This is a genomic window from Arthrobacter globiformis, assembly GCF_046536215.2.
Lineage (GTDB): Bacteria > Actinomycetota > Actinomycetes > Actinomycetales > Micrococcaceae > Arthrobacter > Arthrobacter globiformis_E.
The window spans coordinates 4,676,643-4,702,292 of sequence record NZ_CM143421.1 but is presented as its reverse complement, the minus strand read 5'-3'; the positions used below and the strand labels follow the sequence as shown (position 1 = coordinate 4,702,292).

Annotated in this window: 26 protein-coding genes; 13 read left to right on the top strand and 13 right to left on the bottom strand. The window is 67.4% G+C overall.

The window, feature by feature from the left end; all coding sequences use genetic code 11:
• Positions 1 to 93 precede the first annotated feature (93 nt).
• The gene (locus R5O87_RS21390; RefSeq protein WP_410553954.1) at positions 94 to 1,776 is read left to right on the top strand and encodes a DEAD/DEAH box helicase; all 1,683 of its coding nucleotides are present in this window, start codon (positions 94 to 96) and stop codon (positions 1,774 to 1,776) included.
• A gap of 5 nt (positions 1,777 to 1,781) precedes the next feature.
• Complete coding sequence (locus R5O87_RS21385; protein WP_387097575.1) at positions 1,782 to 2,654, top strand: DNA-methyltransferase; 873 nt, start codon at positions 1,782 to 1,784, stop codon at positions 2,652 to 2,654.
• Between the two features lie 57 nt (positions 2,655 to 2,711).
• Here R5O87_RS21385 and R5O87_RS21380 read toward each other — a convergent pair whose 3' ends face one another.
• Entirely contained in the window at positions 2,712 to 3,557 is an 846-nt protein-coding gene (locus tag R5O87_RS21380) for a PHP domain-containing protein (RefSeq protein ID WP_410553952.1), read from the bottom strand.
• A gap of 95 nt (positions 3,558 to 3,652) precedes the next feature.
• Between R5O87_RS21380 and R5O87_RS21375 the strand changes: the two genes are divergently transcribed.
• Positions 3,653 to 5,242, top strand: coding sequence for an aminopeptidase P family protein (locus R5O87_RS21375; protein WP_410553951.1), 1,590 nt, complete (start codon positions 3,653 to 3,655; stop codon positions 5,240 to 5,242).
• Positions 5,243 to 5,324: 82 nt separating this feature from the next.
• On the opposite strand, the gene R5O87_RS21370 is transcribed toward R5O87_RS21375, so the two are convergent.
• Positions 5,325 to 6,326, bottom strand: a complete 1,002-nt coding sequence (locus R5O87_RS21370; RefSeq protein WP_410553950.1) for a YflT domain-containing protein — start codon at positions 6,324 to 6,326, stop codon at positions 5,325 to 5,327.
• A gap of 77 nt (positions 6,327 to 6,403) precedes the next feature.
• Between R5O87_RS21370 and R5O87_RS21365 the strand changes: the two genes are divergently transcribed.
• Genes R5O87_RS21365 through R5O87_RS21355 form a run of 3 tightly spaced genes read left to right on the top strand, consistent with a single transcriptional unit; the run spans position 6,404 to position 9,528 of the window.
• On the top strand, positions 6,404 to 7,687 hold the full coding sequence (locus R5O87_RS21365; protein WP_003805129.1) for a magnesium transporter MgtE N-terminal domain-containing protein: 1,284 nt from the start codon (positions 6,404 to 6,406) through the stop codon (positions 7,685 to 7,687).
• Complete coding sequence (locus tag R5O87_RS21360) at positions 7,671 to 8,390, top strand: DUF1003 domain-containing protein (RefSeq protein WP_410553949.1); 720 nt, start codon at positions 7,671 to 7,673, stop codon at positions 8,388 to 8,390. Before R5O87_RS21365 ends, R5O87_RS21360 begins: the two co-directional genes overlap by 17 nt.
• 10 nt (positions 8,391 to 8,400) lie before the next feature.
• Positions 8,401 to 9,528 carry an Mrp/NBP35 family ATP-binding protein gene (locus R5O87_RS21355; protein ID WP_410553948.1) on the top strand — a complete coding sequence of 376 codons (1,128 nt, stop codon included), beginning with the start codon at positions 8,401 to 8,403 and terminating at the stop codon, positions 9,526 to 9,528.
• A gap of 8 nt (positions 9,529 to 9,536) precedes the next feature.
• On the opposite strand, the gene R5O87_RS21350 is transcribed toward R5O87_RS21355, so the two are convergent.
• From R5O87_RS21350 to sigE, 3 genes are all read right to left on the bottom strand, one after another.
• Positions 9,537 to 9,935: a twin-arginine translocase TatA/TatE family subunit gene (locus tag R5O87_RS21350; protein WP_410553947.1), complete on the bottom strand. Its 399-nt coding sequence runs from the start codon at positions 9,933 to 9,935 to the stop codon at positions 9,537 to 9,539.
• Positions 9,936 to 10,025: 90 nt separating this feature from the next.
• Entirely contained in the window at positions 10,026 to 10,922 is an 897-nt protein-coding gene (locus R5O87_RS21345; RefSeq protein WP_410553946.1) for an anti-sigma factor, read from the bottom strand.
• A gap of 56 nt (positions 10,923 to 10,978) precedes the next feature.
• Entirely contained in the window at positions 10,979 to 11,596 is a 618-nt protein-coding gene (gene sigE, locus R5O87_RS21340; RefSeq protein ID WP_387097552.1) for an RNA polymerase sigma factor SigE, read from the bottom strand.
• A gap of 318 nt (positions 11,597 to 11,914) precedes the next feature.
• On the opposite strand from sigE, the gene R5O87_RS21335 reads away from it, so the two are divergent.
• Entirely contained in the window at positions 11,915 to 12,547 is a 633-nt protein-coding gene (locus R5O87_RS21335; RefSeq protein WP_331575711.1) for an O-methyltransferase, read from the top strand.
• 113 nt (positions 12,548 to 12,660) lie between these two features.
• On the opposite strand, the gene R5O87_RS21330 is transcribed toward R5O87_RS21335, so the two are convergent.
• The 4 genes from R5O87_RS21330 to R5O87_RS21315 form a co-directional block, all read right to left on the bottom strand.
• The gene (locus R5O87_RS21330; RefSeq protein ID WP_003805139.1) at positions 12,661 to 12,828 is read right to left on the bottom strand and encodes a DUF3117 domain-containing protein; all 168 of its coding nucleotides are present in this window, start codon (positions 12,826 to 12,828) and stop codon (positions 12,661 to 12,663) included.
• Positions 12,829 to 13,085: 257 nt separating this feature from the next.
• A complete protein-coding gene (locus R5O87_RS21325; protein WP_462836348.1) occupies positions 13,086 to 14,429 on the bottom strand; it encodes a hypothetical protein in 1,344 nt (447 codons plus the stop codon).
• Positions 14,426 to 14,845 (bottom strand): DivIVA domain-containing protein, encoded by a 420-nt coding sequence (locus R5O87_RS21320; protein ID WP_410553945.1) that lies wholly within the window; start codon positions 14,843 to 14,845, stop codon positions 14,426 to 14,428. The genes R5O87_RS21325 and R5O87_RS21320 overlap by 4 nt, the downstream gene beginning before the upstream one ends.
• A gap of 48 nt (positions 14,846 to 14,893) precedes the next feature.
• Entirely contained in the window at positions 14,894 to 15,679 is a 786-nt protein-coding gene (locus R5O87_RS21315) for an LOG family protein (RefSeq protein ID WP_410553944.1), read from the bottom strand.
• 106 nt (positions 15,680 to 15,785) lie between these two features.
• Here R5O87_RS21315 and R5O87_RS21310 point away from each other — a divergent pair, with 106 nt between their 5' ends.
• From R5O87_RS21310 to R5O87_RS21295, 4 genes are all read left to right on the top strand, one after another.
• Positions 15,786 to 16,541 (top strand): amino acid ABC transporter ATP-binding protein, encoded by a 756-nt coding sequence (locus R5O87_RS21310; protein ID WP_410553943.1) that lies wholly within the window; start codon positions 15,786 to 15,788, stop codon positions 16,539 to 16,541.
• Between the two features lie 84 nt (positions 16,542 to 16,625).
• Positions 16,626 to 17,516 (top strand): glutamate ABC transporter substrate-binding protein, encoded by an 891-nt coding sequence (locus tag R5O87_RS21305; protein WP_410553942.1) that lies wholly within the window; start codon positions 16,626 to 16,628, stop codon positions 17,514 to 17,516.
• A gap of 100 nt (positions 17,517 to 17,616) precedes the next feature.
• The gene (locus R5O87_RS21300) at positions 17,617 to 18,267 is read left to right on the top strand and encodes an amino acid ABC transporter permease (protein WP_331575698.1); all 651 of its coding nucleotides are present in this window, start codon (positions 17,617 to 17,619) and stop codon (positions 18,265 to 18,267) included.
• On the top strand, positions 18,264 to 19,103 hold the full coding sequence (locus tag R5O87_RS21295; protein WP_410553941.1) for an amino acid ABC transporter permease: 840 nt from the start codon (positions 18,264 to 18,266) through the stop codon (positions 19,101 to 19,103). The genes R5O87_RS21300 and R5O87_RS21295 overlap by 4 nt, the downstream gene beginning before the upstream one ends.
• A 105-nt stretch (positions 19,104 to 19,208) precedes the next feature.
• Here the strand turns inward: R5O87_RS21295 and dapE are convergent, their stop codons facing one another.
• Positions 19,209 to 20,333 (bottom strand): succinyl-diaminopimelate desuccinylase, encoded by a 1,125-nt coding sequence (gene dapE / locus R5O87_RS21290; protein WP_410553940.1) that lies wholly within the window; start codon positions 20,331 to 20,333, stop codon positions 19,209 to 19,211.
• 138 nt (positions 20,334 to 20,471) lie between these two features.
• Here dapE and dapD point away from each other — a divergent pair, with 138 nt between their 5' ends.
• Together dapD and R5O87_RS21280 are read left to right on the top strand one after the other, a co-directional pair.
• A complete protein-coding gene (gene dapD, locus R5O87_RS21285; RefSeq protein ID WP_410553939.1) occupies positions 20,472 to 21,500 on the top strand; it encodes a 2,3,4,5-tetrahydropyridine-2,6-dicarboxylate N-succinyltransferase in 1,029 nt (342 codons plus the stop codon).
• A 93-nt stretch (positions 21,501 to 21,593) separates the two neighbouring features.
• On the top strand, positions 21,594 to 22,445 hold the full coding sequence (locus R5O87_RS21280; RefSeq protein ID WP_410553938.1) for a hypothetical protein: 852 nt from the start codon (positions 21,594 to 21,596) through the stop codon (positions 22,443 to 22,445).
• 91 nt (positions 22,446 to 22,536) lie between these two features.
• On the opposite strand, the gene R5O87_RS21275 is transcribed toward R5O87_RS21280, so the two are convergent.
• The 3 genes from R5O87_RS21275 to R5O87_RS21265 form a co-directional block, all read right to left on the bottom strand.
• The gene (locus R5O87_RS21275) at positions 22,537 to 23,148 is read right to left on the bottom strand and encodes a hypothetical protein (protein ID WP_102973809.1); all 612 of its coding nucleotides are present in this window, start codon (positions 23,146 to 23,148) and stop codon (positions 22,537 to 22,539) included.
• Positions 23,149 to 23,237: 89 nt separating this feature from the next.
• A complete protein-coding gene (locus R5O87_RS21270) occupies positions 23,238 to 23,876 on the bottom strand; it encodes a TetR/AcrR family transcriptional regulator (protein ID WP_410553937.1) in 639 nt (212 codons plus the stop codon).
• 129 nt (positions 23,877 to 24,005) lie between these two features.
• Positions 24,006 to 25,307, bottom strand: a complete 1,302-nt coding sequence (locus R5O87_RS21265) for a citrate synthase (RefSeq protein ID WP_377949634.1) — start codon at positions 25,305 to 25,307, stop codon at positions 24,006 to 24,008.
• Between the last annotated feature and the right edge of the window lie 343 nt (positions 25,308 to 25,650).

Sequence of the window (25,650 nt, the reverse complement as noted above, 5' to 3'; positions counted from 1 at the left end):
TGCTTGCGCGCCTGAGCGTGCTCCGGAACGGCCCCCGCGCCCGCCCCGTTGAGCAGGCGGCGCCAATGCCTAAATGAATAAGGAAACTCCCCTGTGAGTGAATTGCATACCCACCAGCTGCTCTCCGACGACACCGGCACCGAGACCATCGAGCCGGAAGAGACCATCATCTCGGACGAGAAGCCGCACGAAATAGCCGAAAAGTCGTTCGCCGACTTCGACGTCCGCTCCGACATCGTCGAATCCCTGGCCGACGCCGGCATCACGCACCCCTTCCCCATCCAGGCCATGACGCTGCCCGTCGCCCTGACCGGCCACGACATCATCGGCCAGGCCAAGACCGGTACCGGCAAGACCCTCGGCTTCGGCATCCCCGTGCTGCAGCGCGTGGTGGGCCGGGACGACGCCGGGTTCGACAAGCTCCCCTCCCCCGGCGCGCCGCAGGCCATGGTGATCGTTCCCACCCGCGAACTTGCCGTCCAGGTGGCCAACGACCTGCAGACGGCATCCCGCAAGCGGAACGTCCGAATCGCCACGATCTACGGCGGCCGCGCCTACGAACCGCAGATCGACGCGCTGCAGAAGGGCGTCGAAGTGGTCGTCGGCACGCCGGGCCGCCTCATCGACCTCTTCAAGCAGCGCCACCTGGTGCTCAAGAACGTCAAGATCGTTGTACTGGATGAAGCCGACGAGATGCTGGACCTCGGCTTCCTGCCCGACGTCGAGACCCTCATCGCCGGCACCCCCGCCGTCCGCCAGACGCTCTTGTTCTCGGCCACCATGCCCGGCCCGGTCATCGCGATGGCCCGCCGCTACATGACCCAGCCCACCCACATCCGCGCCGCCGATCCGGACGACGAAGGCCTGACCAAGCGCGACATCCGCCAGCTGATCTACCGCGCCCACAGCATGGACAAGACCGAAGTGGTCTCCAGGATCCTGCAGGCCCGGGAGCGCGGGCGCACCATCATCTTCACCAAGACCAAGCGGACCGCCGCCAAGGTGGCCGAGGAACTGGTGGACCGCGGCTTTGCCGCCGCCGCCATCCACGGCGACCTCGGCCAGGGCGCCCGCGAGCAGGCGCTGCGGGCCTTCCGCAACAACAAGGTGGACGTCCTGGTGGCCACCGACGTCGCCGCGCGCGGCATCGACGTCGAGGACGTTACGCACGTCATCAACTACCAGTGCGTCGAAGACGAAAAGATCTACCTGCACCGCGTGGGCCGCACCGGCCGCGCCGGCAACAAGGGCACGGCCGTGACGTTCGTTGACTGGGACGACATGCCGCGCTGGGGCCTGGTGAACAAGGCGCTCGGGCTGAACGTTCCCGAGCCGGTGGAGACGTATTCCTCCTCACCGCACCTTTACACCGACCTGGATATCCCGGAGGGCACCAAGGGCCGGCTGCCGCGCAGCAAGCGCACCCTCGCCGGCGTCGACGCCGAGGTCCTGGAGGACCTGGGCGAGACCGGCAAGAAGAACAGCCGCTCGGGCGGCCGTTCCGGCGGCCGGTATGGCGGCAGCAGGGACGGCAGCCGCCGCGGCGGTGACGCGGGCAAGCGCTCAGGCGAGCGCCGCCGTCGTTCTTCAGACAGCCGTTCCTCCGAGTCCGGTGCCGATGCCGGAACCGGTACCGCCGCCACCGCGACCGTTGAAGGCGAGCAGCCGGCGCGCCCGCGCCGCAACCGCACCCGCACGCGCCGCCGCAACGGCGAAGTGGTTTCCGGCAGCGAATCCGCTGCAACCGGCGCGCAGCCCGGCCCCGAGGCCCCATAGCCTCAATGACTGAAACTGTCTGGGCGCCGGACGGCAGCAACCTGGTGGTGCACGCGGATAACGCGGACTTCCTCCCCACGCTGCCGGACGGCGCCTTCACACTGATCTACGTGGACCCGCCCTTCAACACCGGCCGGGCCCAGCAGCGCCAGGAAACACGGATGGTGCTCAATGCCGACGGCGACGGCGACCGGGTGGGATTCAAGGGCCGCTCCTACGACACGATCAAGGGCGCCCTGCACCGCTACGACGACGCCTTCAGCGACTACTGGTCCTTTCTCGAGCCGCGCCTGGTGGAGGCCTGGCGGCTCCTGGCCGACGACGGCACCCTGTACCTGCACCTCGACTACCGCGAGGTGCATTACGCCAAGGTGATGCTGGACGCCATCTTCGGCCGTGAGTGCTTCCTCAACGAGATCATCTGGGCCTACGACTACGGTGCGCGCGCCAAAAACCGCTGGCCCACCAAGCACGACAACATCCTCGTCTACGTCAAAAACCCGGCCAAGTACCACTTCAACAGCGCCGAGGTGGACCGCGAGCCCTACATGGCGCCGGGGCTCGTGACCCCGGCCAAGCGTGAACTGGGCAAGCTGCCCACGGACGTCTGGTGGCACACCATCGTCTCCCCCACGGGCAAGGAAAAGACCGGCTACCCCACGCAGAAGCCCGAGGGCCTGGTGCGCCGGGTGGTGGCCGCGTCCAGCCGCCCCGGTGACTGGTGCCTCGATTTCTTCGCCGGTTCCGGCACGCTCGGTGCGGTGGCTGCCAAGATGGGCCGCAGGTTCGTCTGCGTGGACCAGAACCAGCCGGCCATCGACGTCATGGCCAAGCGGCTGGGGGCGCACGCCGAGATCGCGTCCTACCCGCCCAACTAGGTAGCACTTCAGGGCGTTCCCAGCGCTGGGAACGCCCTGTGCTGCTACTTACTTGGGTCAGCGCACGACGGCGGCGCCCGTGCCCAGCTCCTCGATCCGCTCGAACACATCCGGCGCCGTCAGGTTCTCGCCGAGCCGGTTGGGCTTGCCCAGGCCGTGGTAGTCCGAGGAGCCGGTCACCAGGAGCCCGTGCTGGGCGGCCAGCTTCCGCAGGAATTCCCGGCCCTCCTCCGGGTTGTCCCGGTGGTTGACCTCGAGCCCGGCCAGGCCGGCGTCGATCATGCTGTGGTACGTGCTTTCACCCACGATGCGGCCGCGCGCGGAGGCGACGGGGTGGGCAAAGACGGGAACGCCGCCGGCGGCGCGGACCAGTTCGACGGCGAGGGCCGGCTCCGGCGCGTAGTGCTGCACGAAGTAGCGCGAGTGGGAGGTCAGGATCGAGGTGAAGGCCTCGGAACGGTCCGCCACCACACCGGCGGCCACCAGGGCGTCGGCGATGTGCGGCCGTCCCAGCGTGGCCCCGGGCGCCACGTGGTGGATCACGTCGTCCCAGCTCAGCGGGTAATCCTCGGCCAGCAGCGTGACCATGCGTTCGGCGCGCGTGAGGCGGGCTTCCCTGGCCTTGGTGATCTCCTCGAGCAGGCCCGGGTGTGCGGGGTCGTGCAGGTAGCTCAGGAGGTGGACGCTGATCCCGTGTTCCGTCCGGCAGGAAATCTCCATGCCGGGTACCAGTGCCACGCCGTTGTCTACCGCCGCCCGGGACGCTTCCTCCCAGCCGTCCGTGGAGTCGTGGTCCGTCAGCGCAATGACGTTCAGCCCTGCCGCCGCCGCGGCTGCCATGACCTCAGCAGGTGTTTCCGTGCCGTCGGAAACGTTCGAGTGGGCGTGCAGATCTATCCTCACCAGCCCAGCCTAGTAGATGGCGCGCCTCCGTGGCCGGGATGGGCGTGATTCTGCCTCGGCTGGTGAGTCCTTGGGACTGGTGAGACTATTGGACGGTGAACGATGCAGACAACACCCACAACGGTGAAAACACAGCTTCCCAGCCCCTGGACGAGCGCGTCAACAACCGCTCCCAGCGGCCCAGTTCCGCGGCTTTCAAGGCCTTCATGGCCAGCAATTGGGCGCCCGCGCCGCAGGTGACCTCTGAACAGGACGCCGTCGCCAGCCACGCCGCGAGGAGGCGGCGCGCCATCTCCGACCAGTTCAAGGGCGAACGCCTGGTGCTTCCGGCCGGCCCCCTGAAGGTCCGCTCCAACGACTGCGACTACCGCTTCCGGCCGCACTCCGGCTTCGCCCACCTCACCGGCCTCGGGCTGGACCATGAGCCCGACGCCGTGCTCATCTTCGAACCTGTCGAGGAGGGAAAGGGCGACGACGGCGGCAACCACCGCGCCACGCTCTACTTCCGGCCGCTGGCCGGACGGGACACCGAACAGTTCTATGCCGACGCGCGGTCGGGGGAATTCTGGATCGGCGCACGGCCCACGCTGGCCGAGTTCGAGGCCAGGCTCGGAATCCCCACGGCCCACATCAACGAACTCGAGATGGCCGTCACCAAGAACGTCGGCGCCCCCGAAATCGGCGGCATCTCCATCCGCCTGGTGCGCAAGGTGGACGAAAACATCGATGCCCTCGTGGACACCGCCCGCTACAACACCGCCAAGGATCCGGACAACCTGGACCTGGGCGTGCTGGACGCCCTCGACGAACAGCTCTCCGAAGCCCTCTCCGAACTGCGGCTGACCAAGGACGAGTGGGAAATCGAGCAGATGAAGATCGCGGTGGCCGCCACCGTGGAAGGCTTCACCGAGGTGGTTAAGGCCCTACCCCGCGCCCTGACGCACGACCGCGGCGAACGCGTGGTGGAAGGCGCCTTCTTCGCCCGCGCCCGGGAGGCAGGCAACGAACTCGGCTACGACACCATCGCCGCCTCCGGCAACAACGCCACCGTGCTCCACTGGACCCGCAACACCGGCAAGGTCAACGCCGGTGAGCTGCTCCTGCTGGACGCCGGCGTGGAGGCCGATTCGCTCTACACCGCGGACATCACGCGCACGCTTCCGGCCAACGGCAAGTTCTCGGATATTCAGCGCAAGGTCTACGAGGCCGTCCTGGACGCGGCCGACGCCGGCTTCGCGGCCGCCCGGATCGGCGTGAAGTTCCGCGACGTGCACACCGCCGCCACCACAGTCCTCGCGGAGCGGCTCGCCGAATGGGGCCTGCTTCCGGTCTCCGTCGAGGAGGCCCTGGGCGAGGACGGCCAGCAGCACCGGCGCTGGATGCCGCACGGCACCAGCCACCACCTTGGCCTCGACGTCCATGACTGTGCCCAGGCCAGGCGGGAACTCTACCTCGACGGCGTGCTGCGCGAGGGCATGGTCTTCACCATCGAACCGGGCCTGTACTTCAAGGAGGAGGACCTCGCCATTCCCGGGGAGTACCGCGGCATCGGCGTGCGCATCGAGGACGACATCCTGATGACCGCCGAGGGCCCCGTGAACCTCAGCGCGGCGCTGCCCCGCACGGCGAACGACGTCGAGGCCTGGATGGCCGGCATCTACCAGGAGATCGACGCCAAGGGTTAGGCGGGCCAACACACGAAGGGACGGCCACCGGATGCTCCGGTGCCCGTCCCTTCGTGCTGTCCTGGGCCTTATTGGCCCCGGGCTATTGCTGCTGTCCGTCCCGGCCCTGCTCGGCCTGGTTCGGGTCCACCCGTACGCCGTACTGCGGCCGGCCGTCCGGCAGGTCCGGGTAGCGGACGGACGACGCCGGGCGCTGGCCCGCTGCCGGTGTGCCCTCTGCTGCCTGCCCGTGCTGGTTGGCGCCGGCCTGCTGGTTACCGGGCTGCTGGTTCGCGCCGTAAGGCTGCTCTAGGTCGTACTGCTGGCCCTGCTGTCCTGCGCCGTATTGCTGGTTTGCGCCGTGCTGCTGGTGGGGGTCCTGCGGCTGTCCGCCCTGCACGTGCTGGCCTGCGCCGTACTGCTCGTTGGCGTCCTGGCTGCGCTGGCCGTAGGGGTCGTTCCAGCCCGCCGGCCGTTGCGGCGCCTGGCCCTGGGACGGACCCTGCGGCGGTCCCTGGTGCCGGCCCCGCTGCTGGTAGGGCTGGTTCTGGTAATCGTGCTGGGTGTGCGCCGCCTGGCGCCCGCCCGGGGTGGCGTCGGACGGCGTCATCGGCAGCTGCTGGAGCAGCCGGCGTGCCTCGTGGGCGGCTTCGAAGGCCACGACGACGTCGTAGTTGGTGGCAACCACCTGGCTGGTGGACGTGAAGTCGCGCTTGCCGCGCTGCATGGCGTAGGTGACGATCCCGAACAGCATGAAGAACGCCGCACCCATCAGTACCGAGCTGATGATGGAGAAGGTCCCGCCGGCGGGCGTGAAGAAGGACAGCATGACGCCGACGAAGAGGCCGAACCACATGCCGCTCAGCGCACCGGAGAGCGCCACCCGCGGGTAGCTGAGGCGCCCCGTCACGCGTTCCACCATCTTGAGGTCGTTCCCCACGATGGACACCAGATGGACCGGGAACTGCTGGTCGGCGAGGTAGTCCACGGCCTTCTGGGCGTCCAGGTAGGAGGTATACGAGCCGACGGTGGCCCCCGTGGGGACCGTCTTCGATTCGTCCGGGCCGTTGGGTCCAGCTTTGGGAGCACCAAAAATATTCGCCATGTCTTCATTCTTGCCTATAAGGATGGGTGCGGGCTGAAAATTCAGCTAAAAGAGAGCAGACTCGGTAGCCTGTAGAGGTGAGCACGAATCCTACCCGCGTCTTTGTTGCGCGCCTCCTCGGACTGGACGTCTTCGACCCTCTGGGCGACCGTCTGGGACGATTGCGTGACGTCGTCGTGCTCTCCCGCGGCACCCGCGGCGCCCCGCACGTGGTGGGCATCGTCGTCGAAGTACCCGGCAAGAAGCGCGTCTTCGTCCCGATGACCCGGATCACCTCCATAGACCAGACCCAGGTCATCTGCACCGGCCTGGTCAACCTCCGGCGCTTCGAACAGCGCGGCGCGGAGACCCTGGTGGTGGCCGAAATGTTCGACCGCCGGGTCACCCTCACAGACGGCAGCGGCGACGCCACCATCGAGGACATCGCCATGGACCAGCACCGCTCAGGCGACTGGTTCGTGAGCAAGCTGTTCGTCCGGCGCGGACATTCCCTCGCGCCCCTAAGCAGGCTGCGCCGCAACGAGACCATGATCATCGACTGGGCCGACGCGCACCAGGGAGCCAAGACGGAACCGCAGGCCGCCACCCAGTTCGTGGCCAACCACGAGGACCTCAAGCCCGCCGACTTCGCCGAGGCGCTCCAGGAGATGAGCGACAAGCGGCGCTTCGAAGTGGCCAGCGAACTGCAGGACGAGCGGCTCGCGGACGTCCTGCAGGAACTGCCCGAGGACGACCAGGTGGAAATCCTCTCCGCCCTCGACGTCCAGCGCGCCGCCGACGTCCTCGAGGAGATGGACCCCGACGACGCCGCCGACCTCCTCGGCGAGCTGCCGTCCGCCCAGGCGGAGGAACTCCTGCAGCTGATGGAGCCCGAGGGCGCCGAGGATGTCCGGCGCCTCCTCGAATACGACGAGGACACCGCCGGCGGCCTCATGACGCCCGTTCCGGTGATCCTGCCGCCCGAAGCCACGGTGGCGGAGGCACTCGCCCATGTCCGGCGCGAGGAACTCTCGCCTGCCCTCGCCTCGTCCATCTTCATCGCCCGCCCTCCGCTGGAAACCCCCACGGGCCGCTTCCTCGGCGTGGTGCACATCCAGCAGCTGCTGCGCTTCCCGCCGTTCGAATCGCTGGGCAACCTCGTGGACAAGAACCTGGAGCCGCTCTCGGACCTGGCCCACATCAGCGAAGTGGCCCGCACGCTCGCCACGTACAACCTGAACTCGCTGCCGGTGGTCAACCAGGCCGGCCGGCTGGTGGGTGCGGTGACGGTGGACGACGTCCTGGACCATCTGCTGCCCGATGACTGGCGGGCGAACGACGGCGAGGCCCCGGTCAGGAAGCTTGGTGGCCGCATTGGCTGAGAACACGGCAAAGGGAACCCGCCCGGGCGGAAAGCCGGCAGCCCAGGGCAGCCTGGACACGCCGCTGAGCGGCCGCCAGCGCATCCTCCCCAAGTTCTCGCCGAACCCTGATGCGTTCGGCCACGCGACGGAGGGCTTCGCCCGTTTCATGGGCACGCCGCAGTTCCTGCTCTACATGACCGTGTTCTGTGTCTTCTGGCTGGCCTGGAACACCTTCGCCCCCACGGAGTGGCAGTTCGACAAGGTCGAACTCGGGTTTACGCTCCTGACGCTGATGCTGTCCCTGCAGGCCTCCTACGCGGCGCCGCTGCTGCTGCTCGCGCAGAACCGCCAGGACGACCGCGACCGTGTGTCCCTGCAGCAGGACCGCCAGCGTGCCGAACGCAACCTTTCGGACACCGAATACCTCACCCGGGAGCTGGCCTCGCTCCGGATCGCGCTGCGTGAGGTGGCCACCCGCGACTACGTCCGCGCGGAACTGCGCAGCCTCCTGGAGGACCTGCTGGAAGCCCAGGAGGAGCTCCGCACGCACGAGCCGTCCGGGCCCGGCAGCCACGAATCGCCGCGCGAACTGGTCCGGGAAAAGCTGAAGGAGAAGCGGGAGAAGCAACGCAACCCCCGCACGCAGCAGATCCCCAAGGTCCAGTCTGAAAAAACGCGCCAGGGCCGGGCAGCCCACCGACCCACCACTCCCGAAAGCTGAGCACCACGGCATGAGCACCACCCTCCTTCAGGCAGTCAATGCTGCCCTGGCAACCGTCATCGACCCAGAACTCCGGCGCCCCATCACCGAACTGGGGATGGTGGACTCCGTGGAGATCTCCGACGACGGGACCGTCCGCCTGGCGGTGCTGCTCACCATTGCCGGCTGCCCCCTGCGCGACACCATCACCAGGGACTCGGAGGCGGCGCTGCTGGACGTACCCGGCGTGACCGCCGTCGAGGTGGACCTGAAGGTCATGACCCAGGCCCAGCGCGACGCCCTGAAGGAGCAGCTGCGCGGCCCCGGCGGCGAGCGGGGCATCCCGTTCAACCAGCCAGGGTCCCTCACCAAGGTCTTCGCGGTGGCCAGCGGCAAGGGCGGCGTGGGAAAGTCCTCCGTGACCGTCAACCTCGCCTGTTCCCTCGCGGCACAGGGGCTGCGCGTGGGCATCGTGGACGCGGACGTCTACGGCTTCTCGGTGCCGGCCCTGATGGGGATCACCCAGGCCCCCACCCGGGTGGACGACATGATCCTCCCGCCGGTGGCCTACGGCGTGAAGGTCATTTCCATCGGCATGTTCGTCACCGGCAACCAGCCCGTTGCCTGGCGCGGACCCATGCTGCACCGCGCCCTCGAGCAGTTCCTCACCGATGTCTACTTCGGCGACCTCGATGCCCTGTTCCTGGACCTCCCGCCGGGCACCGGCGACATCGCCATCTCGGTGGCGCAGCTGCTGCCCAAGGCCGAGATCCTGGTGGTCACCACTCCCCAGGCCGCCGCGGCCGACGTCGCCGAGCGCGCCGGCGCCATCGCCACTCAGACCGGGCAGACGGTGGCCGGGGTCATCGAGAACATGTCGTACCTGGAAATGCCCGACGGCGGGCGGATGGACCTGTTCGGCACCGGCGGCGGGGAGGTGCTCGCCGAGAGGCTCAGCGCCTCGACCGGCACGGACGTGCCGCTGCTGGGCCAGATTCCGCTGGACATCCTCCTGCGCGAAGGCGGCGACTCAGGCAAGCCCATCGTGCTCGGCGGCCCGGACACGCCGGCCGCTGCGGCGCTCTCCGGCATTGCCGGGAAGCTCGCGGCCAGGCCGCGGGGACTGGCCGGGATGAAGCTGGACGTCCAGCCCCGCTGACTGCGAAGCTACGTGGCCTCGGTGTCGAAGGGTGCGCGCTCCCCCACGCCGAGGCTTTCGATGATGCGAGCCGGCCGCTCCTCACCGGCGGAAGCGGCGGCTGACGCCGCGGCAGCCACGGCAGCGGGACCGCCGGCGCTGACTGGCTTGGTGTCGTCTTCGAGGAGCGCTTCCTTGATGATGCGCCGCGGATCGTACTGGCGGGGGTCGTATTTCTTCCAGTCGACGTCATCGATGTCGATGCCGACTTCTTCCTTGATCTGTTCCCGCGCGCCGGAAGCCATCCGCCGCACTTCACGGACCAGGTTTGCCAGTTTCTGGGTGTATTCGGGCAGCCGCTGGGGGCCGATCACCAGAATGCCGATGAGCAGCAGAAGGATAAACTCCGGGCCGTTGATTCCAAACACTTTAGGAAGATTACCCTCTCCGGGGAGGCGGTGACGATTTCGGCCCGGCCAGGGCCCTGCGGGGCCATTCTGCAGGGACGGGGAAATGCCTCAAAGCCCCAACTGGCGGGCTAGTTTACGGAGGCCGCGTTCCACCCGGTCAACGGCGGTCTCCTGCGCCGGCCCCTGGGCTCCGGCGCTGCCGCTGGACACGTCGGTCCCGGCGGCAAGGCCCGGGCCGGCCGCACCTCCGGCCCCGGCGAGCATCGCCACGGCGTCGTCGGCCGAGGTGGCGGGCAGGTCCGACACGTAGGTGAAGGTACTCCGCGAGGTCTGGTAGATCGCGCTCCACGGCGATCCGGCCTTGACCCAGACCTGGCCGTCCGCCGTCGTTCCCGGCAGGTCGGCGGCGACGTACCCGTCGCTTCCCGCCGGGTGGCCGGTCAGCGGGTTGAGCGGCCAGGGCGCCGCCGGGGATCCCTGGTGCTGTTCCAGGATCCGTGCCGTGTGCTGTCCGTCCGTGAGGCGCAGTTCAACCGTGGGCTGGCCCGCCAGCACCGTGGTACTGGCCGAAACAAGGTGGAAGCCCATGGCACGCAGTTCGGGGCAGGTCCAGCCGGAGGAGCGCAGCGCGGCGAGGCGGCTGTCCGTTCCCGGGGAATGCCCGGACTGGCCATAGAGCGAGGCCGTGCCCGCGGCGTACTGCCGGGGTTCGCCGGCAACAGTGTAGGCTCCGGCGGCGACGGCACCTGCCGCCACCACGGCTACGCCGCCGGCCAGCCCGGCCAGCCTCATCCGGCTGGGCCGGTAAACGGGGGCCGGCGCCATGGCCAACTGCTCGGTCCTGAGCAGGAGCCGCGCGGTCAGTTCGTCGCTGGCGGCCGGGACGGCGGCGGTACGGAGCCGTTCGATGTACTGGCGCTGCCGGTGCAGCGCGCTGGCGCATTCGGCGCACGCGCGGACATGGTCCGGTGTCTGCGGGTGCCGTCCGCCGGCGAGCGGCGACAACCGTGTTTTCCTCCTGAGCCCCTCCAGCAAGCGATGTAGCTGACGCATGTCGCCGATCAGAGAACGCCGGCGATGCGGGGCATCTTCAGCCGCGGCTTGCGCGCCTGCTGCGGGCGCGGATCGCGGTGGGCAAGCTTTTCGCGGAGCATGGTCCGGCCGCGGTGAATGCGTGAGCGTACCGTGCCCAGCTTCACGCCCAGGGCCTCGGCGACCTCGTCGTACGACAGCCCTTCAAGGTCGCACAGGACGACGGCGGCACGGAAGTCCGGCGGGAGTTCCTCGAGGGCGGCCTGGACGTCGAGGTCCAGGTTGTTGAGCTCGAAGCTTTGCTCGGGGCCCGGTTCCCGGCCGGGCAGCCGCGATTCGGCGTCCTCGGCCAGCGCATCGAAGCGGATGCGGCTCTTGCGCCGCGCCTGGTCCAGGAAGAGGTTGGTGGTGATCCGGTGCAGCCAGCCGTCCAGGGTTCCCGGCTTGAAGTTCTCCAGGGAACGGAAGACGCGGACGAACACCTCCTGGGTGAGGTCCTCGGCGTCGTACTTGTTGCCGGTGAGCCGGTAGGCGAGCCGGTACACCTTGGCGGAGTGGTTGGTGACCACTTCCTCCCACGTGGGCATGGCCCACTCGGCGGCTTGCTCTTCAGTTGTAGGGACAGGTGCCGCAACGGATGCTGACATCGTCCACTCCCCTCGTGGATGTAATAACGCCTGACGTGCTTTACATCATTGGTTCGGCGCCGATCACCACTTGGATGAGCGGATTATTATCATGTCAAAGTTGGCTGGGAATTTCCTGACTGCGGGGCACCCTTTGCTAAAAGCGCAAACTTATTCACCCCAATTTCAGGCCAGGGTTCCCCGGACAGTGCCCGCGATTCATCGGGCAGCGTGACAGTATGCGCCATCACAGGCGTCCGCGCTGTCACTTGCCCGTCCGGCGCCGTCCAACCAAGTACGCTGTAAGAACATGCCCCTGCCGCCCAGAAAGCGAAATCCATGAGCGCCGATAAGTCCACGAGCTGGTCCTATGCAGAAGATCTGCCTGCCGAGGATGAGGTTCTGCTTCGCGCCCGGGAGCGTTCGTTCGAGCTTGGCGTGACACCGATCGGCCGTGGCGTGGGCGCCGTGCTGACTGTGCTGGCCGCGGCATCCAAGGCGCAAACCGCCGTTGAGATCGGCACCGGCGCCGGGGTGTCCGGCGTCTGCTTGCTCCGCGGTCTCGGCCCCCAGGCCGTGCTCACCACCATCGACGTGGACGTGGAGCACCTGAAGGCCGCCCGGGAGGCGTTCCAGGAAGCCGGCAGCCCCGCCAACCGGACGCGCACCATCTCCGGCCGTGCCGGCGATGTCCTGCCGAGGCTCACCGACGCCGCCTATGACCTCGTTTTCATCGACGGCGACAAGCCCAACTTTCCCCGCTACGTGGAGCAGGCCGTCCGGCTGCTCAAAACCGGCGGCCTGCTGATCGTCAATGACGCCCTGGACAAGGACCGGGTGTCCAACCCTGCGGCCCGCGATGCCACCACCGTGGTGCTGCGCCAGGTGGGGAAGGCCGTGCGCGACGACGACCGGCTGGCTTCCGCGATGCTTCCCACCGGCGACGGGCTGCTGGTAGCGGTCAAGCGGTAAGCCGCCCGTCGCTGGCCGGCGAGGCTTACGAAACGGGCAGGGTTTACCAAAAAGGCAGGGTTTACCAAAAGGCAGGGCCCGCAGCCTTCCGGCTGCGGGCCCTGCCTTTTCTGCTATTCGGTGACGCCGACGAGGCAGTCCTTGAGGTTGGCCGCCTCCGTGGCATTGAGTTCAACCACGAGCCGGCCCCCGCCTTCGAGCGGCACACGCATGATCAGGCTGCGGCCCTCCTTGGTTACTTCCATAGGGCCGTCGCCGGTGCGTGGTTTCATAGCCGCCATGAGGAATATCCCCTCCAGTAGTCCCAGGACCGAGCAGCCCGGCCGGGCTGAGTCCGCGTGGTCAAAACAAAGCCGCTCTGGCGGTCCTTTCGGCAGCCGCCATGGCTGAACAATCCGAATGCTTTTTGTCCTTGCTTATTACCTATTATCCTGTAATTACCCGTCTGTAGCTAATCGATGGACAATCCGTTCACGTACGGATTCCTGTGCCCTTCCGCGGGCTGATCTGGGGAAACCCGTCCGGGAAACCCGGCCCGTCACGGCGGATAGTCCCCTCCGCCCGGCAGCTGCGCCCACGCCCACAGCCACACCACCCAGACGATCTGCAGCAGGACGAACATGGTGACCACGGCGCCGCGGTAGGCGCGCGAGCGGGAAACCAGAGCGGCGGCCAGGGCGAGCGGAAACAGCGGCAGCAGCATGCGGAAGGTGCTGGTCTGCGGGTGCAGGAACACCACGAGGTATCCCATGTAGCACACGCACCACAGCCGGAGTTCAGTTCCCAGCCGGCGCACCGGCGGGGAGGCCATGAAGAGCCCGAATACCGCCAAAAAGACGAACGGGGCCACGAGCCCCAGCACGGGCCCGAACAGCAGGATGCCGGTGTCGAACCACGGCTTGAAGGGCACCAGGTCGTCTCCGCGCCACACGGTTTCGGTCTTGGTGTACGCGGCGACGTCGCCGGTGGCCGCCCATGCGATGGCGGGCCAGGCGAGGGCGGCCGCACAGCTGACGGCGGTGAGCCCGGCGAGGGACCACAGTTCGTTCCGGCTGTGGACCCGGCTGTGGGCCCGGCTGGCGCTCCGGCGCCATCTGGCGGCCAGCCCGTGGTTCCGCGCCTCGAGCCAGGCCTCGCCGGCACGGTACAGGAACAGGATTCCGACGGTGGCAGCAAACGGCACCCCCGTGGGCCGGGACAGGCACATGGCCAGAACCACCGGAATGGCCCACAGGTAGTGCCGCCGGACCACCAGCAGCAGCGCTGCGGCCAGCAGCAGGAGGTTCAGGGACTCCGCGTACGGCACCTGGAGCACCGGCGAGACGGGGAAGGTGGCGAAGAATGCGGTGCCCCACACGGCAGGCCAGTGGGCTGTCCGGGTGCGGAACAGCAGGTAGACCACCAGCGAGGCCGCCAGTCCGGCGAGCATCGCAATCAGGATGAGGGCGGCGGGGGGAGTCATACCCGTGGCAGCGGCGAGCATCCTCCCCAGCGTGGGGAACAGCGGGTAGAAGGCCCAGGTGTTCTCCTGCACGTTGCCGGCAGCATCCACCGGCAGCTCGGACGGGTAGCCGCCGGTCATCACCGATTCGTACCAGCGCGCGTCCCAGATATTGATGAAGTTCCAGTAGTCGGGCTTGGCCGGGAACCAGGGGTTGATTCCCTGGTGCAGGGCGGCCGACATGAAGATGCAGGCGCTGACCAGCCGGGCGGCCACGTAGACGGCCGCCACCTGGGCCCACCACGGCCAGCGGGACAGCCGGCCGCCGAGGCGTGCCGCGGCAGTCCGGAACGCCGCGTCCAGGCGCGTCCCGGACTTGGACGCCGGAGGTTCTGCCGTTGCGGGCGGCACGGGGCCCGGAGGCGGCACCGGGGAGCTCACGCCCGGTCCTCGGCGGCCGGCCGTTCGGCGGCGGTCACTGGTTCGGCGGCAGTCACCTGTTCGGCGGCAGCCAACGCGGCAGAGGCGCGCAGCTGCTCGCGTAGCCTTTCTATTTCGGCGTTCCTGGCGGCCAGCTGGTCCCGCAGGTCGTCCAGCACCTGGTCCACCTGGTCCATCCGGTAACCGCGCAGCCCCAGCGCAAACCGGACGTGGTCGACGTCGGCCGGTGTGGCGTCGTCGGGAAGCAGCACCGGGGGCAGGGACGCCACGGGGTCATCGAACCCGTCGTTGAAGCGGTCCCTGGCGAGGGGCGCGCGGGCGCGTTTCCTCCGCAGCATGCCCGCCCCGAGGTCGGTCCCGATAAGGGCGGTGGCTCCGATCAGGACGATGGCGAGGAAAACGAGGAAGAAACTCACACCACCAATCGTGCCAGACGCAGCCCCCGCTGCCGCTTACGCGGGCTGCTATTCGGGGCGCTGGTCGCCGTTGGTGGAGGGCGCCCGGACGTGGCCGTGGAGGACCAGGTTCACGGCTTCCTCCGGGGTGTCCACCACCTGGATGAGGTCCAGGTCCTTTTCCGAGACCATTCCCTCGGCCACCAGGGTTCCCCTGATCCAGTCGATCATGGGCCCCCAGAACGCCGCGCCCAGCAGGACGATCGGGAACGAGGTCACCTTCTGCGTCTGGACCAGGACCATGGCTTCGAAGAGCTCATCCAGGGTGCCGAGGCCGCCGGGAAGAACGATGAAGCCCTGGGCGTACTTGACGAACATGGTCTTCCGGGCGAAGAAGTAGCGGAAGTTGATGCCGAGGTCCACCCACTGGTTCAGGCCCTGTTCGAACGGCAGTTCGATGCCGAGGCCAACGGAGACGCCGTTGCCTTCCACGGCTCCCCTGTTGGCCGCTTCCATGGACCCCGGTCCGCCGCCGGTGATGACGGCAACGCCGGCCTCGGCCAGTTTCCGTCCCACCTCGACGCCCATGTCGTAGAACGCGCTGCCGGGCTTGGTGCGGGCCGAGCCGAAAACACTGACCGCCTGGCCCAGGTCGGAGAGGGCACCGAAGCCTTCAACGAACTCGCTCTGGATCCGCATGACACGCCAGGGGTCGGTGTGGATGAAGTGGCCGGGGCCCTTGGTGTCGAGCAGGCGCTGATCCGACATCTCCACCGCGGCCTGCTTGCGGCGCAGCTCTAGGGGCCCTTTCCGGCGGGGCTGTACTGATTTTGACGGATCTGCGTTGATGCTCATCCCCCAAGGCTAACCTGCTGACCTGCAGGTATCTCTTGAATTACGATCAGCGGGAAGTTGGAGTGATTCCGGTCATAACCGTGCAATGTTCGCTAGATTCATACTTATGACTACTCAACTGCCCGGCGATGCACTCGTCTCTCTGAATGCCGTCAACAAGCATTACGGTCAGCTGCACGTTCTGAAGGACATCAACCTCCAGGTCCGCAAGGGCGAGGTGGTTGTGGTCATCGGCCCGTCAGGTTCGGGGAAGTCCACACTGTGCCGGGCGATCAACCGGCTGGAAACCATCGACGACGGCGACATCGCCATCGACGGCAAGCGACTGCCCGAGGAGGGCAAGGAGCTCGCCCGGCTGCGGGCCGACGTCGGCATGGTGTTCCAGTCGTTCAACCTGTTCGCGCACAAGACCATTCTGGAAAACGTGACCCTTGGCCCCATCAAGGTCAAGGGCGTCGCCAAGGCGGAGGCGGACAAGGAGGCCATGGCCCTGCTTGAGCGCGTGGGCGTAGGCCACCAGGCGCCCAAGCTCCCGGCACAGCTGTCCGGCGGCCAGCAGCAGCGTGTGGCCATCGCACGCGCCCTGGCCATGAAGCCCAAGGTCATGCTGTTTGACGAGCCGACCTCAGCCCTCGACCCGGAAATGATCAACGAGGTCCTGGACGTCATGATCCAGCTGGCCAAGGAGGGCATGACCATGATCGTGGTAACACACGAGATGGGCTTCGCCCGCAAGGCCGCCGACCGCGTGGTGTTCATGGCTGACGGACAGATCGTGGAGGACGCCACGCCCGAACAGTTCTTCACCAATCCCCAGAGCAGCCGCGCCAAGGACTTCCTGTCCAAGCTGCTCACGCACTGACAACCGATCCAGCAGTCCCCAACTTCAAGACCCCCGATTTCGCACCCAGGCCGTCACCGGCGGCCGCCCAATGAAAGGAATGTCATGAAGGCATTTTTGACCCGAAGGAAATCCCTTCTGGCAGCAGCATCCGCGGCCATCGCTCTTACACTGAGCGCTTGCGGCGGCGGCGGTGGCACCGGCTCCGGCTCCAACCCCACGCCGGTCGAGAAGCCCAGCTTCGCTGCAGGCACCACCATGGAAAAGCTCGCCTCCGCCGGCAAGGTGACCATCGGCACCAAGTTCGACCAGCCGCTGTTCGGCCAGAAGGGCCTGGACGGCAAGCCGGTCGGTTTCGACGTCGAAATCGGCAAGCTGCTCGCCGCCAAGCTGGGCATCCCCGCAGACAAGATTGAATGGGTTGAGACTGTCTCGGCCAACCGCGAGCAGTTCATCAAGCAGGGCAAGGTGGACCTGATCGTGGCCACCTACACCATCAATGACAAGCGCAAGACCGAAGTCGACTTCGCTGGCCCGTACTACGAAGCCGGCCAGGCGCTGATGGTCAACAAGGACAACACGTCCATCACCAAGCCCGAGGACGTCAAGGGCAAGAACGTCTGCTCCGTGACGGGTTCCACCCCGGCTTCCACCATCGTGGAGAAGTACGGCGCTGTCCTGGTTCCGGCAGCCACCTACTCTGCCTGCCTCGAGCCGCTGCGCAACAAGCAGGTTGAGGCTGTGACCACGGACAACGTCATCCTGGCAGGCTTCGTCAACAAGGAACCGGACGCGTTCAAGCTGGCATCCGACGAGACCTTCACCAAGGAGCCTTACGGCATCGGCCTGAAGAAGGGCGACACCGAGTTCCGCAACTGGATCAACGACCAGCTGGAGGCCTTCGCCAAGGACGGCTCCTACAAGAAGGCCTGGGAAGACACGGCCGGCGCGGTCATCAAGACGGCACCGGAACTTCCGGCCATCGACCGCTACTAAAACGATCGTGGCGGTTACCGGCGGCTGTGCATGCCACAGCCTGCCGGTAACCGCCGCTTCCGTTTCCGCACATTCCCCTGAACGCAGCTAAAAGGACTTTATGGACGTCATCATTGAAAGCCTCCCGCAATACTGGGACGGCTTTCTCAGAACCCTGTTCCTGGCCGCCGTTTCCGGCATCATCGCGTTGGTTGTGGGCACCCTGCTGGCCGCAGCGCGCGTCTCCCCCGTCGCAGCCCTCCGCGGCTTCAGCATGTTCTACGTGGAGGTGGTGCGCAACACCCCGCTGACCATCGCTTTCTTTTTCGCGGCCGTCGTCCTGCCCCGGCTGGGCGTGACCTTCCAGCAGTTCGAGGTTGCAGCCATCATCGCCCTGAGCGCGTACACCGCCGCGTTCATTGCCGAGGCGGTGCGCTCGGGCGTCAACAGCGTTCCGGTCGGCCAGGCCGAGGCGGCCCGCAGCATCGGCATGAAGTTCGGCCAGGTGCTCTCGCTCATCATCCTTCCGCAGGCACTGCGCACCGTGATCCCGCCGATGATCAACATCCTCATCGCGCTCGTCAAGAACTCGTCCGTGGCCGGCGCCTTCTACGTGCTGGAGCTGTTCGGCTACGGCAAGCAGCTGGCCAACGACCATGGTGACGCCGTCATGTGGGTGCTGGTGGGCGTTGCCTTCTTCTATCTCCTGATCACCGTGCCGCTGGGCTACCTCGCCCACCAGGTCGAACGAAAGGTGGCGATCGCACGATGAGTTCGGTTCTCTACGACGTCCCCGGCCCCAAGGCCCGCCGCGTCTCGCTGATCGGGTCCGTGATCGGCGTCGTGCTGATCGCAGCCCTGCTGGCCTGGGCCATCATGACCCTCGCCCAGCAGGGAATCTTCCAGGCCCAGCGCTGGGCGATCTTCGGCCAGGCGGATGTCTGGACGCTGATCTTCAACGGCATCGGCGCGACGCTGGCCGCGGCGGCCATCGCAGCGGTCATTGCATTTCCGCTGGGACTCCTGCTGTGCCTGATGCGCATCTCCGACGTCGCCTGGATCAGGATTCCCACCAGGATCGTGCTCGAGTTCCTCCGCGGCATGCCCGTGGTCCTGATGATGCTGTTCGTGCTGCTGGTCTTCGCCACCAGCTCGTTCATCGCCGTGGTGGCCGGCCTTGTCCTCTACAACGCGGCCATCTTCGCGGAGATCATCCGCGCAGGCATCCAGTCCCTCCCCCGCGGCCAGCGCGAGGCGGGGTTGGCGATCGGCCTGACCAGCTTCCAGTCCCGGCTGACCATCGAACTGCCGCAGGCGGTCCGCCGCATGCTGCCGTCCCTCGTGGCGCAGCTGGTGGTCCTGCTGAAGGACACGTCACTCGGGTACATCGTGGCGTACGGCGAACTGCTGCGTGCGGTGCAGGTGATGGCGGACTTCCTGGGCCCGCAGTTCCTGTTCCCGGTGTTCTTCGTGGCCGCGGCCATCTACATCGCCATTAACCTGGCAGTGTCCCGGCTGGCCATCTGGATTGAGCGGCACGGGTCCAAGAAGGCTGCCGGCGGAGTGGCGAAGGCCCCCACCGCCGGCGTCTCCACCGTCGTCAAATAGGAAACAGCGGCGACCTGGCCGGCAGGCTTTTACAGCGAAGGGTCCGCAGCCATCCGGCTGCGGACCCTTCGTGTTTGTTCGTGTGAATTGCCCGGAGCCGGTGGCTCAGGAGAGCCAGGTCTGCAGTGCGCGCAGGCAGGCGCGGATGGCTTCGGCTTCCACGTGCTCGTTGTCCTTGTGTGCCAGGAGCGCGTCCCCGGGCCCGAAGTTCACGGCCGGGATGCCGAGTTCGCTGAAGCGGGCGACGTCGGTCCAGCCGTATTTGGGCTTGGGCTCACCGCCCACGGCGGCCACGAAGGACGCGGCGGCGGGGTGGTTCAGTCCGGGCCGCGCTCCGGCGGCGCTGTCCGTGCGGACCACGTCGAACCCGTCCAGCAGCCCGCGCACGTGGTCTTCGGCCTGGTCGGGGGTCTTGTCCGGGGCGAAGCGGTAGTTGATCTCCACGACGCAGCGGTCCGGGATGACGTTGCCGGCGGTGCCGCCGTGGATCTTCACCGCGTTCAGGCTTTCGCGGTAGTCCAGGCCGTCCACGGTCACGGTCTGCGGGCTGTATGCCGCGAGCCGTGCCAGGATGGGCGCGGCCGCGTGGATCGCGTTGCGGCCCATCCAGGCCCGGGCGGAGTGTGCGGCCTCTCCGGAGGTGGTGGCGTGGAACCGCATGGTCCCGTTGCAGCCGCCCTCCACGGTGCCGTCGGTCGGCTCGAGGAGGATGGCAAAGTCGCCGCCGAGGAGTCCGCCGTGGTTGCGCACCAGCCGGCCCAGCCCGCTCTTGACCGCCTCCACCTCCTCATGGTCGTAAAACACGAAGGTGACGTCCTTGCTAGGTTCCGCCCCGCCGTCGAACATTGACGCCGCCAGCGCAAGCTGGACGGCCACGCCGCCCTTCATGTCCGTGGCGCCGCGGCCGTAGAGGACGCCGTCGCCGGGGGTGCCGGACGACCAGGTGGACGGCACCGTTCCCAGCGAGTCGTCGGTGACGGGCAGCGGCACGGTGTCCAGGTGGCCCGCCAGAATGACCCGCTCGCTCCGGCCGAGGTTGGTCCGGGCGATGATGGAGTCGCCGTCACGCACCAGTTCGAGGCCGGGCAGCAGGCGGAGTGCCGACTCGACGGCATCGGCCAGCTGGCGCTCGTTGCCGGAGACGCTGTTGATGTCGATCAGCGCGGAGGTCAGCAGTGCCACGTCCTGGCGCAGGTCAAGGGTTACGGGGGCTGTTTCGGCAATCACCATCCCACTGTATCCCGCACCTGCCCGTCCCAACTGAGTAGCACTTGAGGGCGTTCCCAGCGCCGGGAACGCCCTCAAATGCTACTCAGATATGCACGGACCGGTTTCGGTGCCTGCACCTCGTCTCGATAGACTTGGCGCATGACTGAAACCGCTTCTTCCGCCGTGCCCGCTGCCCAGACACTGTCCGACGAATCCCGTTCGGCCTATGGCTTCGGCGTAGCCACCATCGCCACGCGGAACGGCGAAGCCACCGTGCTGGACACGTGGTTCCCCGCCCCCGCCCTCGGTGTGACCGCGGAAAGCCTCCGCGCCGTGGAAAACGCCGACGAAACCCTGACGGAAATCGCAGCGGCCGGCACCGACGCCGACCGCGGCACCGAGCAGAAGGTGGTGTTCGTCCAGATCAACCTGGACGAGGCCCCGGCCGACACTGCCGACGCCTACCTCCGCCTGCACCTCCTCTCCCACCGCCTGGTCCGGCCCAACAGCATCAACCTGGACGGCATCTTCGGCAAGCTCCCGAACGTCGTCTGGACCAACTTCGGCCCGTGCGCCGTGGACGGCTTCGAGCTGACCCGCGCCAAGCTGCGCAAGCGCGGCGCTGTCACCGTCTACGGCGTGGACAAGTTCCCGCGCATGGTGGACTACGTCGTCCCCGCGGGCGTCCGCATTGCCGACGCCGACCGCGTGCGCCTGGGCGCCCACCTCGCCGAAGGCACCACGGTCATGCACGAGGGCTTCGTGAACTTCAACGCCGGCACCCTGGGGACCTCCATGGTCGAGGGCCGGATCTCCGCGGGCGTGGTGGCCGGCGACGGCACCGACGTCGGCGGCGGCGCCTCGATCATGGGCACCCTCTCCGGCGGCGGCAAGGAAAAGGTATCCCTCGGCCAGCGCGTCCTGCTGGGTGCCAACTCCGGCGTCGGCATCAGCATCGGGGACGACTCCGTGGTGGAGGCCGGGCTGTACGTTACCGCCGGTACCCGCGTCCGCGTAGCCGGCCCCAAGGACGCCGACGGCGAGGACACCAGCAAGATCGTCAAGGCCATTGAGCTGTCCGGTGTGCCGAACCTGCTCTTCCGCCGCAACTCCACCACGGGTGAAGTTGAAGTCCTGCCCCGCCGGGGCCAGACCGTGGAACTGAACGACGCCCTGCACGCCAACTGATTGCACGCCAACTGACCGCACGACAACCAACCGTGAGGACATAGCCGGCACGCCACCCCGACGGGCGTGCCGGCGGATTGCTGGAGTAACCACGTGACACGCAGACGCAGGCTGCGCAGGGCTGTCATCGCCGGCCTCTCCCTCGCCCTGGTGGCCGGCGGCATCTATACCTCGATCTCCTTGCTGCAGCGCTCCGAGCAGCTGATCACCGAGGAATGCACCGCCGCCGCCGGCTCACAGCGGGCCGACCTGGCCACGGACCAGGCCGCGAACGCGGCCCTGATCACGGCCGTGTCCGTGCGCCGCGGGCTGCCGCCGCGGGCAGCCAGCATTGCCCTGGCCACCGCCATGCAGGAATCCAAGCTCCGGAACATCGGCCACGGCGACCTCGCAGGTCCGGATTCCAGGGGCCTCTTCCAGCAGCGCCCCTCCCAGGGCTGGGGCACGCAGGAACAGGTCATGGACCCGGTCTACGCCACGAATGCCTTCTACGACGCCCTCGTGAAGGTGCCCGGCTACGCCACCTTGGAAATCACCGACGCCGCCCAGCGGGTCCAGCGCTCGGCCTACCCCGCTGCGTACGCCGAGCACGAGGCGATGGGAGGGTCCTTCGCCTCGGCTCTGACGGGCGAAACGCCCGCCGCCCTCAACTGCACGCTCCGCTCACCGGATACCGCCGGCAACACCGACGCCCTGCTGACGCAGCTGGAAGCCGCCTACGGAAACATCCCCACAACCGCCAACGGCCAGACCGTGGAGGTTGACGTCGCCGACAGCTATGCCTGGTCCGTGGCCCACTGGGCGGTGGCGAACGCCAAAGACCTTTCCGTGGAACGCGTTGACGTGGACGGAAAGCGGTGGGACCGGAAGGCCCGCAACGGGTGGCAGGATGCGCCGGACGCCGGCGGCAGGGTGGCCATCACGATGGCAGCCGACGGTTCCTGAACCCGCGCGGTCCTCGCCCTGCCGCGAATCTTGGGGCCGGACGGGCCTGAAGGTCAGACGGGCCCCTGAAGGTCAGACGGCCTCCTGAAGATCAGACGAGGATCTCCACGACCGGCTGCACGTAGCTGCGGAACACCTCGGGCTGGGACAGCAGCTCGTGGCTCATGATGATCTTGTCCGGCTCCAGGTACCAGGCCCGCTGCTCATCCAGCGGCAGCTCGATGATCGTCAGCGCAAAGTCCCGTGAGTCCCTGCCTACCTCCAGGAGCCGGTCCTCCACGATGTCTTCGATCAGGTGCGCGGAGCCTCCGGCCACGCGTTCGGCTTCCAGTTCGGCGTACTCCGCGCGCCGCTCCCTCGCCCAGGTCAGGGCAGCCCCGAAGTGCGCCTGCAGAACCTTCCGCAGCGCCGGCGAGTTGGCGAAGGACCGGAACCCCGGGGGCGACAGCTCGGGGGACATCTGCGGATGGGCCTTGAGGAGCTGCTCCCACCAGGCTTCCCACTCCGTTTTCAGTGCGCTGATGCCGCCCACTTCGGCGGTGAGGTGGGAATGGTCAACGTGGCGGACCTTGGGTGCGGCGTGCGACAGTGGCGGAAAGCCTGCACCGTCGAGCCCGGCAACATCACGTATATAAAGGGCAATGAGCATGGGCCCCGACGTGTCCATAGTGATTCGCCAGCCTGGACCGCCTGTGTGCTGCATGCGTATGCCTCCTTGGCATCTTGTTTTACACCCCGTTGTGCCGGCAACCCGATCTCCGGCTTTCAGTCTATTCCCCCAGCCCGGGGAGGTTAATGGCTGGCACCGACCCTCCTGCGAAGCCCCTCAAGGTGGGATTCGAGCACGTCACGGCACATTTCCGGAGACATCCAGCCCGGCTGGAGCAGCGCATGCATCGTCAGCCCGTCCAGGGTCGCCAGCAGATGTTCGGCAGCCGTCACCAGCTGCGGCCCGGCACCGGCCGCCGATGCCTCGTCCCCGTGGAGGAGCCGGGTGATCACCCGGCCGACGACGGCGGCCACGGCGCGGTGGCTCCTGTCCGCCTCGGCGGCCAGGACGGGCCTGATCCTGGCCGCGTTCCTGAACGCCAGCCAGGCGCACGCATCCAGGGCACGTTCCTCGTCCAGGGGCAGGAATTCGCCCAGCAGTGTTAATACCGCCCGGCTATCGTCCGGGTCATCGGCCGACTGCCCGAGCCCGGCAAGCCTGGCGTGCAGGCGCGCCAGAATGCGGTCCGATACCGCCGCAAACGAGTAGGCCAGCAGGTCATCGCTGCTGTCGAAGTAGTGCCGTACGGAGCCCACCGCGAGGCCGGCCACGTCCGCCACCTCCCGCAGGGACGCCCGCTCCAGGCCGTCCGTGGCAATGATCCTGCACACGGCGCCAACGATCTCCTGCCGGCGCTGCGCGGCGTCCACGATTTTCGGCACTCTTGTTTTTAGCACGGCTGTGCTCCAAAACCGCGGCGGCGCTCCCGAACGAGCCGGTAGTTAAAGCGCGACGGCGGCCGCCCACCTCAGGTGGACGGCCGCCGTCGTACTCCGCTTGGGAGCCGGGTTTCAGCGGGCGGGGTACTGGCGCTCGGGCTCTCCTGTGTAGAGCTGCCGCGGGCGGCCAATCTTGGTGTTGGGGTCGTTGATCATTTCGCGCCACTGGGCAATCCAGCCCGGCAGGCGGCCGATCGCGAACAACACGGTGAACATCTTCTCGGGGAAGCCCATGGCCTTGTAGATCAGGCCGGTGTAGAAGTCCACGTTCGGGTACAGCTTGCGCTGGATGAAGTAGTCGTCGCCGAGGGCCTTCTCCTCCAGCCGCATGGCGATGTCCAGGAGCTCGTCGTGGCCGCCGAGCTTGCTGAGGACCTCGTGCGCGGTAGCCTTGATGATCTTGGCGCGCGGGTCGTAGTTCTTGTAGACCCGGTGGCCGAAGCCCATGAGGCGGACGCCGTCTTCCTTGTTCTTGACCTTCTCCATGTAGTCCTCGGGCTTGACGCCGTCGGCCTGGATCTGGCGGAGCATCTTCAGCACGGCCTCGTTGGCGCCGCCGTGCGCGGGGCCGAACAGGGCGTTGATGCCTGCGGACACGGACGCGAAGAGGTTGGCGTTGGAGGAGCCCACCAGGCGCACCGTGGAGGTGGAGCAGTTCTGCTCGTGGTCCGCGTGCAGGATGAGGAGCAGGTCCAGGGCCTTGACCACTACAGGGTCCAGCTCGTACTGCTCGGCCGGCAGGCCGAAGCTGAGGCGCAGGAAGTTCTCCACGAGGTTCATGGAGTTGTCCGGGTACAGCATCGGCTGCCCGATCGACTTCTTGTGAGCGTAGGCCGCAATGACCGGCAGCTTCGCCATAAGGCGGATGGTGGAAACCTCCACTTGCTCGTCATTGAACGGGTCCAGCGAGTCCTGGTAGAACGTGGACAGCGCGGACACCGCCGAGGACAGCACGGGCATCGGGTGCGCGTCGCGGGGGAAGCCGCCGAAGAAGCCCTTGAGCTCCTCGTGCAGCAGGGTGTGGCGGCGGATCTTCTGGTCGAAGTCGTCCAGCTCGGCCGGCGTCGGGAGGTTGCCGTAGATCAGCAGGTACGAGACTTCCAGGAAGCTGGAGTGCTGGGCCAGCTGCTCGATCGGGTAGCCGCGGTACCGCAGGATGCCTGCGTCGCCGTCAATGTAGGTGATGGCCGACGTCGTGGCGGCCGTGTTCATGAAGCCGGGGTCAAAGGCAACGGCGCCCGTCTGCTTCAGTAGCTTGGAAACGTCGTAGCCTTCGTTTCCCTCAACAACCTTGATGCGCGGGAGCTCGAGCTCCCCGCCTGCGTGGCGCAAGATCGCACTGGTGGTCTCAGTTGCGCTGGTGGTCTCAGTCATGGAGTCCCCTTCATGAGGCCTCTTGGCCTCTCTAGAAAGCTTGATCCAACATCAGGTGAGCCGCGCGGGATCCCGCACGGCGGGACGTCCAACGGCCGTGCTGCCTTCTTGTAGAAAGCCACCATTGATAGTCAGTTAAAAACTACCGCCACTTCCGGGCAGCCACTAATCCGCGAGTGCCGAATTATCCCAAAAACAGGGTAGTTGTGGCGCGAGTCACACCATTGTTACGGGCCCCGGAGCCTCAAGAGTCGCCCGTTCAGGCCCGGGTACGCAGGGCGCCGCCGGTCAGGCAGGTGCGCGGTCAGGGCGCCGCCAGCAGGACGGTGCTCGCGGCATGACG

Excerpts from the sequence above, each read along its gene's own strand:
- R5O87_RS21275 (WP_102973809.1), bottom strand. The coding sequence starts at position 23,148 with ATGCAGCACACAGGCGGTCCAGGCTGGCGAATCACTATGGACACGTCG.
- R5O87_RS21265 (WP_377949634.1), bottom strand. The coding sequence starts at position 25,307 with ATGACTGAGACCACCAGCGCAACTGAGACCACCAGTGCGATCTTGCGC.
- R5O87_RS21370 (WP_410553950.1), bottom strand. The coding sequence starts at position 6,326 with ATGGCGAATATTTTTGGTGCTCCCAAAGCTGGACCCAACGGCCCGGAC.
- R5O87_RS21305 (WP_410553942.1), top strand. The coding sequence starts at position 16,626 with ATGAAGGCATTTTTGACCCGAAGGAAATCCCTTCTGGCAGCAGCATCC.
- R5O87_RS21295 (WP_410553941.1), top strand. The coding sequence starts at position 18,264 with ATGAGTTCGGTTCTCTACGACGTCCCCGGCCCCAAGGCCCGCCGCGTC.
- R5O87_RS21310 (WP_410553943.1), top strand. The coding sequence starts at position 15,786 with ATGACTACTCAACTGCCCGGCGATGCACTCGTCTCTCTGAATGCCGTC.
- R5O87_RS21300 (WP_331575698.1), top strand. The coding sequence starts at position 17,617 with ATGGACGTCATCATTGAAAGCCTCCCGCAATACTGGGACGGCTTTCTC.
- R5O87_RS21315 (WP_410553944.1), bottom strand. The coding sequence starts at position 15,679 with ATGAGCATCAACGCAGATCCGTCAAAATCAGTACAGCCCCGCCGGAAA.
- R5O87_RS21385 (WP_387097575.1), top strand. The coding sequence starts at position 1,782 with ATGACTGAAACTGTCTGGGCGCCGGACGGCAGCAACCTGGTGGTGCAC.
- R5O87_RS21335 (WP_331575711.1), top strand. The coding sequence starts at position 11,915 with ATGAGCGCCGATAAGTCCACGAGCTGGTCCTATGCAGAAGATCTGCCT.
- dapD (WP_410553939.1), top strand. The coding sequence starts at position 20,472 with ATGACTGAAACCGCTTCTTCCGCCGTGCCCGCTGCCCAGACACTGTCC.
- R5O87_RS21330 (WP_003805139.1), bottom strand. The coding sequence starts at position 12,828 with ATGGCGGCTATGAAACCACGCACCGGCGACGGCCCTATGGAAGTAACC.
- dapE (WP_410553940.1), bottom strand. The coding sequence starts at position 20,333 with ATGGTGATTGCCGAAACAGCCCCCGTAACCCTTGACCTGCGCCAGGAC.
- sigE (WP_387097552.1), bottom strand. The coding sequence starts at position 11,596 with ATGTCAGCATCCGTTGCGGCACCTGTCCCTACAACTGAAGAGCAAGCC.
- R5O87_RS21355 (WP_410553948.1), top strand. The coding sequence starts at position 8,401 with ATGAGCACCACCCTCCTTCAGGCAGTCAATGCTGCCCTGGCAACCGTC.